Origin of the sequence: Rhodovulum sp. (genome assembly GCF_011048875.1) — a bacterium.
Lineage (GTDB): Bacteria > Pseudomonadota > Alphaproteobacteria > Rhodobacterales > Rhodobacteraceae > Rhodovulum > Rhodovulum tesquicola.
In genome coordinates this window covers 1-2,502 of record NZ_DSDD01000286.1, presented here as the reverse complement: position 1 = coordinate 2,502, position 2,502 = coordinate 1, and the positions used below count along the sequence as shown (strand labels likewise).

The window sequence follows — 2,502 nt, the reverse complement described above, 5'->3', positions numbered from 1 at the left end:
GCTGGCCGTCCGGCTGGGCGTTCACAGCCTGCGCGCGCCCATGCTGGCGCTCCGGACGGCCCGCACGCTGGCCGCGATTGCGGGCAATGACGAGGTTGGGGTGGACGACCTGACCGCGGCGGTAGAACTGGTGCTGGCGCCCCGGGCGACCCAGTTTCCCGAGGCCGAAGACGACCAGCCACCCGAACAACCGCCCGACCAGCCCCCGCCCGAGCCGGAACCCGACAAGGGCGAGCAGGACGAGGGCGAGGGCCAGTCGCTGGACGATCTGCCCTTGCAGGACATCCTGCTGGAGGCCGCCAGGGCCACGCTGCCCGCCGACCTGCTGGCGATGCTGGCGGCGAAACGGGCCAACCGCGGCGGGGGCGGCAATTCCGGCGCGGGGGCAAAGCGCAAGGGCAACCGGCGCGGACGGCCGATCCCCTCGCGGCGCGGGCGGCTGGAAACCGGCGCGCGGCTGGACGTGATCTCGACCCTGCGCGCGGCTGCGCCATGGCAGACCATCCGCAAGCAGGAAAGCCGGTTCGAGCGGTCGCTGCACATCCGGTCCGACGATTTCCGCATCAAGCGGTTCGAGGAGAAATCCGACCGGCTGCTGATCTTCGTGGTGGATGCCTCGGGTTCGGCGGCGATGACCCGGCTGGCCGAGGCCAAGGGCGCGGTGGAACTCTTGCTGGCCGAAGCCTATGCGCGGCGCGACCATGTCGCGCTGGTGGCCTTTCGTAACGAGGGGGCGGAGCTGCTGCTGCCGCCCACGCGGTCGCTGGTGCAGACCAAGCGGCGGCTGGCGGCCCTGCCCGGCGGGGGCGGCACGCCGCTGGCCGCGGGGCTGAAGGTCGCGCTTGAGGTCGCGATCCAGTCCAAGGGCCGCGGCATGACGCCGACCGTGGCGCTGCTGACCGACGGGCGGGCGAACATCGCGCTGGACGGGTCGGCCAACCGGACGCTGGCAGGCGAGGATGCCGAGCGGATGGCCACCGCGATCCGGTTGCAGGGGTTCCCCGCGATGGTGATCGACATGGGCCAGCGGCCCGAACGCTCGCTCAAGGCGCTGGCCGACACGCTGGGCGCCCCCTACATTCCGTTGCCGAGGGCCGATGCCAACCGGCTGTCCTCTGCCGTATCGGCCGCTCTCGACGCGTAAGGGGAACGTCATGGACTGGACCCGGGACGGAAGCGACTGGCCGAACCGGGAGCATTCCCGCTTCGTCCGCCACCGCCCGCACTTCTGGCATATCCAGGAGGCGGGCGTGGGGTCGGTCGTGCTGCTGCTGCACGGGACAGGCGGGGCCAGCCATAGCTGGCGCGACGTCTTCCCTATTCTGGCGAACGACTACCATGTCGTCGCGCTGGACCTGCCCGGGCAGGGCTTTACCCGGATGGGCGCACGGCAGCGCTGCGGGCTCGATTCGATGAGCCAGGACATCGCGGCGCTTCTGGATGGCGAGGGGCTCTTGCCCGACGCGATCGTGGGCCATTCGGCGGGGGCGGCGCTGGCGCTGCGGCTGGTGCGCGACCTGAAGCGCCCGCCCAAGGCCATCGTCGGGATCAACGCGGCGGTGGAGAATTTCAAGGGCGTGGCCGGATGGCTGTTTCCGATGATGGCGCGGATGATGGCGCTCAACCCGTTCTCGGCCCCGGAGATCTCGCGCTGGCTGGGGAACGCCACCGGCGTCGAATACATGATCGCGGGGATCGGCAGCCGGATCTCGCCCGAGGGGCTGGCGCTTTACCGGCGGCTGGTGGCCGACCGCAACCACACCGACGCGACGCTGGCCATGGTGGCGCAATGGACGCTGGACGGTCTGTGGCACGATCTGCCGGGGATCGAGGTTCCGACGCTGCTGCTGGTCGGCGAGACCGACCGCGCCGTGCCGCCCGCATCCTCGGCCCGGGCCGCCGCGCGATTGCCGCGGGCCGAGATCGTCCGGATGCCGGGGCTGGGCCACCTTGCCCATGAGGAATCACCCGACGACGTCACCGCGCTGATTTCGGCCTTTCTGACCGCGCATCTCGGATGAACGGTCGGGTGAAAAAGGAACGGGCCGCCCCGCTTGCCCTGGCGGCCCTTTCACCCTGACCTGTGCTTCAGGCTCAGTCGTGCACGCCCAGGCTGACGAGATAGGCGTAGATATCCACCGACTCTTCTTCCTTGCGGACCTTGTGGGTCATCGCACCGCGTGCGCTGCTGTCGCCGAGAAATTCGCGCAGGTAGCCGGTGGGGTCCATGGTGTACTTGACGAATTCCTCTTCGGTCCAGAGAAGGCCCTTCTCGCCGGCCGCTGTCATCGAAGCGGAATACTTGAAGTCCTCGACCTCGCCGGCGTGCCGGCCGGGCACCTTGTAGAGGTTGGGGCCAACCTTGGCGGCGCGACCGGCAAGGGTTTCGCCTGCTTCGTTCACGACGACATGGCAGGTGATGCACTGGCGGAACGCCTTCTCGCCGGCCTCGGCATTACCGGAAGCCTCTTGGGCGAACACTGGCCCCGCGACAAGGGCTGC

3 protein-coding genes are annotated in these 2,502 nt (G+C 69.8%); 2 read left to right on the top strand and 1 reads right to left on the bottom strand.

What is annotated here, in order from left to right:
* Together ENN83_RS10075 and bchO are read left to right on the top strand one after the other, a co-directional pair.
* A partial coding sequence (locus ENN83_RS10075) for a VWA domain-containing protein (protein WP_287186565.1) occupies nucleotides 1–1,144 on the top strand: 1,144 nt, incomplete at its 5' end.
* A gap of 10 nt (nucleotides 1,145–1,154) precedes the next feature.
* Nucleotides 1,155–2,021, top strand: coding sequence for an alpha/beta fold hydrolase BchO (bchO, locus tag ENN83_RS10070; protein WP_287186563.1), 867 nt, complete (start codon nucleotides 1,155–1,157; stop codon nucleotides 2,019–2,021).
* 73 nt (nucleotides 2,022–2,094) lie between these two features.
* On the opposite strand, the gene ENN83_RS10065 is transcribed toward bchO, so the two are convergent.
* A partial coding sequence (locus ENN83_RS10065) for a c-type cytochrome (RefSeq protein WP_414707649.1) occupies nucleotides 2,095–2,502 on the bottom strand: 408 nt, incomplete at its 5' end.